This window comes from Peribacillus sp. NPDC060253 (genome assembly GCF_042727425.1).
GTDB lineage: Bacteria > Bacillota > Bacilli > Bacillales > DSM-1321 > Peribacillus.
This window is the reverse complement of record NZ_JBHXAS010000187.1, coordinates 1-6,577: the sequence shown is the minus strand read 5'-3', so window position 1 is coordinate 6,577 and position 6,577 is coordinate 1. Positions and strand designations below refer to the sequence as shown.

At 38.1% G+C, this 6,577-nt stretch carries 4 protein-coding genes; 3 read left to right on the top strand and 1 reads right to left on the bottom strand.

Annotated features, from left to right (window positions below):
* Positions 1–1,442: 1,442 nt before the first annotated feature.
* Complete coding sequence (locus ACFWE9_RS25395; RefSeq protein WP_377359422.1) at positions 1,443–2,603, top strand: MFS transporter; 1,161 nt, start codon at positions 1,443–1,445, stop codon at positions 2,601–2,603.
* Between the two features lie 231 nt (positions 2,604–2,834).
* Here the strand turns inward: ACFWE9_RS25395 and ACFWE9_RS25390 are convergent, their stop codons facing one another.
* Positions 2,835–3,638, bottom strand: coding sequence for a MerR family transcriptional regulator (locus ACFWE9_RS25390; RefSeq protein ID WP_377359420.1), 804 nt, complete (start codon positions 3,636–3,638; stop codon positions 2,835–2,837).
* Positions 3,639–3,789: 151 nt separating this feature from the next.
* On the opposite strand from ACFWE9_RS25390, the gene ACFWE9_RS25385 reads away from it, so the two are divergent.
* Positions 3,790–5,184: an APC family permease gene (locus ACFWE9_RS25385; protein ID WP_377359418.1), complete on the top strand. Its 1,395-nt coding sequence runs from the start codon at positions 3,790–3,792 to the stop codon at positions 5,182–5,184.
* A 137-nt stretch (positions 5,185–5,321) separates the two neighbouring features.
* The coding region (locus ACFWE9_RS25380) for an aldehyde dehydrogenase family protein (RefSeq protein ID WP_377359417.1) at positions 5,322–6,577 on the top strand (1,256 nt) is incomplete at its 3' end.

Below are 6,577 nucleotides of genomic sequence, written 5' to 3'. Positions count from 1 at the left end.
AAACTGCGTCAGACTTAAACTGAACCGCCGTATACCGAACGGTACGTACGGTGGTGTGAGAGGTCGGAGGCTAGGCGCCTCCTCCTACTCGATTTATGCAACTATCGGGGCAGGTTAGCTCTATAAGATATAGAATTGTAAAAAACTTATATATCAATCTTATTTTGTATAAAGCAATAATATAAGTAGGTATTTTTATATAGAGGAAAAATATAAATCTCCAATAAAAAGTAGAAATAATGAATTTTAAGGATGTGTTCATTCTAGAACAAGCTCAACTTGTAATCCATTCACAACAAGAATTAATGGATGGTGGACTAGACGAACAAGGTGTTTTTGAGAAAGAGAAAATACTTTATAACATCAATTCTGTTATTGGAAAGGCAATACAGGAAAAAGCTTATATTGTGTTCGTAAGAGATACAGACGTTTCGAATGGTAGTGGGAGTGGATTTCAAATACATCAGGAAATACGAGTGTCCTCCACAGCTGTTATAAACTGCAACTGTTAATCATTTTGATGTAACACTAGTTGGAGATGGGCATTCAACATCAGATCCGGAAATTTTATTTGCGAAGCAAATAATTCAACAGCTTCAGGGTATGCTGAACATTGGAGCAAAAAACAAATGTAGCCTAAATGCCTGTTTAATATGGCATTTAGGCTACATAGAATAAAGACAAAAAATTAAAGATTAAGAGATATAGATGAGGTTTCTTCATTCTCTTTATTCAATGGGTTATCGATCATACTCATTATATAATCATTTCCTTTTTTTCAGATTAATGAACGGTTATTTATTAATTCTCTTACTATTCTAATTTTATGCTAAAAAAATATGGTAATGACTAGAATACGTTGAAATGAACGGGTTAAGACATTATAAACAATCGTGCTAAAATATTTATAATAGAATACCTAATTAAAGGAGTATAGAAAGATTCATTTAAGGTCATAAAAAAAGATGGATACCAATCCATTGATCAGAAGAGGGATGTAATGGAAAATCCAAAGCGGGATTCATTATCGATTCCTGTTCACGAATTATTTTTTGATGCTTCGGTCAGTCCTAGCAGAAAAAAGGATGGAAAAATATCCTTTTACCCCTCCAATCCTTTTTAAAACATTGTTTCGGGACGCCCTGCGAGAAGGGGAACGGAAACAGCAAATCAATATCTTTTTAATACGAAAATGGCCGGTGATGAATTGGATTTCGAACCGAAAATTGAATCATCAACCAATTTTTAAATAGGGAAATTGCTCGTCTGAAAAAATTGACAAAAATCTTGAAAAATGAAATTCAAAATTCAACAAACAAATTAGATCAACTCTTTAGAGAAAATTAGAAGAAGTATGTAGTGAATGAGAAAAGACCCAGTTAAACATGGTTGGCTATTTTTTATCGAGTATTTAGTACTCTTTTTAGAGAGGGAGTTAAATTTTGGATAAACGTGTGTACTTATTGGCGATTGTCTCGTTTGTTGTCGGGATGGTTGAATTAATCATTGGCGGTTTACTAGATATTGTCTCGAATGATTTAGATGTGAGTCTTGGGCAAGTGGGTTTCCTTATGACTGTTTTTTCCCTTGCATTCGCGTTAGCAGCGCCTATATTGTTAGCAGTAACACAAAGAGTTGAACGAAAACGGCTAACTTTAATTACTTTGTTTATTTTTTTTATAGGAAATGTCATTGCTGTTTTCAGCCCCTATTATAGTATTCTACTTGTTGGGCGTATCATTGCTGCTTCTAGCGGTTCATTGCTTATTGCTTTATGTTTAACGATGGTGCCAAATATTGTAACTGAACAATACCGTGCAAGGGCGATCGGAGTTGTTTTTATGGGAGTCAGTGCCTCTCTTGTGCTAGGGGTACCAATTGGATTGATGCTTGGAAATGCTTTTGGCTGGCGGGCACCCTTTATCATGATCTCCATCCTAACCTTAGTTTCGATGGCGGGGGTGTTTTTCTTTCTGGAAAGAATGGCACCGAAGCCTTCTATTCCAATTGGAAGACAATTACGTACATTGAAAAATCGAAAAATTTTACTTGCTCAGGCAACTTCCTTTGTCATGTTGGCGGGTCATTTAACACTATATGGATACCTGACTCCATTTTTAAAAATGAAACTAGACCTTGATGGAACATGGGTTAGTATTGTCTATTTAATTTTTGGAATTGCAGCTGTAGTTGGTGGGGGAATTGGAGGCTTTCTGGCTGACCGTTTCGGATCAAAGCGCACTATAATATCTGTCATTATCTTTTTTGCGGTTTCAATGTTATTAATCCCTTATACAACCTTCTCTTTACCGATTTTCCTAATCTTGATGGTCATATGGAGTATGCTAAGCTGGGCGATCACACCAGCGATGCAAAGCTATCTAATCGAACTGTCACCAGAAACTTCGGATATCCAGCAAACCTTAAACAATTCGGCTGTCCATATGGGTATAGCTTTTGGTTCATTTATTGGCGGAATTGTCATTGAGCAAACCTCTGTCGAGTTCAACCCTATAGTAGGTGGTGTGCTCGTCCTTATATCCTTAGGGACAGCTGCTCTTTCTGTCATGGGTTATGGTCATCAAGAGTTCAAAAAAAGCTGATTTCCCTTTAGCATAGGAGAAATCAGCTTTTTTCCATTAATATTGTATTAGCGTGATTTACGCTAATATGGGGGGTAGGTGTTTATGAATGAAGATTCCCATTTAGTGTTTTTTTTGTTGGCATCCCTTCTGAAAAAAGAACTAGCCATTAGCTAATTCAATTCCATATCAAAACTTCTCCTATATCTTTCGTCTAAACCATACACTAAACATTTGTCCGGCTCCAATAGGTCAGACCTTTTGAACGGGAACTTGAATTTCAAATGTAATCTCATTTGGTTTATCTGTGATTGTAATATCAACGTGCATAATTTGCAGCGCATCGCCGGTAATTTGATAACCACCTTCATCAAGATAATCAAATATTTTACTCAAGCTTTCGCTTCGGTTCCATAATATTTCTCCGTTATAGCGGATACACGCAAAAAAACCGGCCGGAACGATTCGTTGGTACTGTTTTGGTATTTTTTCTTTACTTTTTGCTACAACAAAAATGACTGATGGTTCTTCAAAACGTTTAGTTCTAAGATCTGCTTCCTGGATGAGGATGCCTAGTCTGTTACTGGCCAGAATCGGTGTCTTCTCAGCCAGCATATTTTCTAGCCTTATAACACCATAACAGAGTTCCAAATTATTATTGATTTTTTCATTCAATGTAATTAACTTCCTGCGTCCTATTTCGCGAATCATAACCGTTTGGAGTTCCTTTTCTCTTGCTACGTGATCCAAATATACAATTTTTTCCCGAATATTTTCCTCCAAATCAGTTAATTCGGTCAGCTTTGAAATAAGATCTGCGTGCTTGGCTTTAAGAATGTCAAAAGACTTACTAAAATTGCGTTCATTGAAATAATCCTTTATTTCGTCCGTACTCATTCCAAGTTGCCGTAACTCTTTTATGGTCCCTAAAACTTCGTACTGGAAAATAGAATAGTAGCGATACCCCGAGTGTGGATCGGTATATTGCGGCTTGAATAAGTCAATCCGATCATAGTGGCGCAAGGTCTCCGCAGTCATCCCTCGTAATTTTGCCATCTCACCAATGGTTAGTTTTTCTTTCAGTTTAACCACCTCCTTAAATAATATAATACAGGTATTGACCTTTGTGTAACACAAACCTTTATAATCAAGATACGAAATATTCTAAAACTTCTGAGTATTCTTTGTCAATAGGGGGGAGCTGATTATGGAAGGGAATAAGCTTGTTAGAACGCTTACTTTGTCACAGGTTGTTTTTTTAGGAATTGCTTGGAATAACCCGATGGTATTTTTTAATACCTATGGAATAGCTACCGTAACCTCACATGGTGTAATTACGGGTGCGTACATTATTGCATTTCTAGCGATACTGTTTACAGCGCTCAGCTATGGAAAGATGGCAAAAGCATATCCTATCTCAGGTTCAGCTTATACATTTACTCAAAAATCTATTAATTCTGAAGTTGGGTTTCTTGTAGGATGGACAATTATGCTTGATTATATCTTAACACCTATGGTGACGTGCTTGATGTCCACTGTCTTTTTAAATGCAGTGTTTCCGGGGATTCCGCATTATGTGTGGATTATTCTTTTGACTGCTATCATAGTGGTACCGAGCATACTAGGTGTAACGATATCAGCATCCACAAGTAAAATTTTCGTTATTGCTCAAATCATTTTCGTTTGTTTTTTCTGGATATTAACCGTCAAAAGTTTATTAGAAGGAGTAGGGACTGGCACTCTTTTCTCAAGTAAACCATTATTTAATTCAGATGTTGACTTGTCAGTCATCTTAGCAGGAGCTTCGATTCTTTGTTTTAGTTTCCTTGGTTTTGACTCACTTACTACCTTGTCAGAAGAAACAATAAATCCCGAAAAAACGATCCCAAAAGCTATTATCATAATGCTTTTGTTTACAGGGGTCTTGTACATTGGCTCTTCCTACTTAGCACAATTGGTGCAGCCAGGCTTTTCATTCGAACATCCTGATTCTGCATCCATGGGAATCGCGATACTTGTAGGAGGAAACGTATTTAAATCATTATTTATTACTGGGGTAATTGTTGGGAACTTTTCTTCGGGAGTTGCTGCAATTACAAGCGCATCACGTGTGTTATATGCCATGGGACGGGATTCTGTATTGCCTAAAAATCTATTTGGTTATATTCATCCCAAATTTAATACACCGTTATACGGCATTATCGTGATAGGCACCGTTTCTTTACTAGGTATCTTGTTGACCCTGGAGCAAGTCATCAAGTTTATCAATTTTGGAGGGCTCATTGCTTTTACATCCGTTAATCTATCTGTCATCGCCCATTATTTTATAAGAAATCAGAAACGTTCTTTTAACGACTGCATACGGTATCTATTTTTACCGCTCATAGGTGCAGCATTTACTATGTGGTTATGGTCATACTTAGAAATTGGTGCTTTGATCCTTGGAGGCATCTGGGTCGCATGCGGCTTGGCATATCTTCTTTACATGACAAAATTTTTTCGCAAGCCTCTTCCGGAGTTTCATTTTGATGAAGAGATTATTCCTCAAAAGGTAGAAGATATGAATGAAAATATCCTTTCCCAAAAGGTAGAAGACTTTTAATCCGCTTTTCACACTGAAGTAAGTATATGTAACTAAATGAGATGTGAATATTTTGAAAATAAAGAAAAATGAAAGCGCTGCTTATTTTTAAAACGAGATTGTTAAAGTAAGAATAACGAACAGGAGGTTTTTTCAAATTGTTGAAACTGAAAAAGTTTATAAACGGTGAGTGGATGGATTCTTTGAGTAAACAAAAGAGTAATGTTGTTAACCCGGCAAACGGCAAGATCATTGCGGAGGCTCCCAACGGAAATGTAGAAGATGCCCGGATGGCCATTGATGCGGCACGAACCGCATTTGATTCCGGGATTTGGTCAGACCTGTCGGCTTCGGAACGGGCTTCCTATCTATTTAAAATAGCTGAGAAAATTGAAGAACAGGCATCTGAGCTTAGCCAACTTGAAACAGCCAATACCGGAAAACCTCTGAAAGAAGCAGAGTTTGACATTGCGGATGCAGCGGATTGTTTTCGTTATTATGCCGGTTTAGTCACTAAACCGGACGGTCAAACGTATCCAGTTTCCGGTCCTGTACAGGCCATGGTAATTCGAGAGCCGGTTGGGGTATGTGGGCTGATCGCTCCGTGGAATTTTCCTTTACTGACGGGAGCTTGGAAAATAGCCCCTGCCCTTGCTGCAGGAAATACGATTGTGTTTAAAACATCCGAGGTCACTCCGATTACGACTACTAAATTATTTGAGATTATCGAAGAAGTTGGCATACCAGATGGTGTTGCAAATCTAGTTATGGGTGGTGGTGCAATAGTAGGAAATGAACTAGCGGAAAGCGTTAAAGTTGATATGATTTCATTCACTGGCAGTACATCGACAGGAAGAAGCATCATGAAAGCAGCATCTGGAAATATTAAAAACATTGCACTTGAATTAGGCGGCAAGTCACCTAACATCGTTTTTGCCGACGCAGACTTTGAGACAGCCGTGGATTATGCTTTATATGGTATTTTTGTAAACGCTGGACAAATTTGTAATGCAGGATCGCGCTTGTTGCTTGAAGAGAGCATTCACGACAAGTTTGTCGATAGACTGATAGAGAAAGTGAAAAAGATCCGGGTAGGCCCTGGTGATCAACCGTCAACACAAATGGGTGCCCTTGTCAATGAATCACATATGAATAAGGTACTCCAATATATTCAACTTGGCATAGAAGAAGGGGCGACATTAGCCTGCGGCGGCAAGCGTATCACAAGCAATGGGCTTGAAAAGGGCTATTTTGTTGAGCCGACAATATTTGTTGATACCAAACAGGACATGAGAATTGTTCAGGAAGAAATATTCGGACCAGTACTGACTGTACAAAAGTTTAAAGATGAAGCGGAAGCCATCCAGCTTGCCAATGATACCCCATATGGCCTCGCAGCAGGTGTATTTTCACA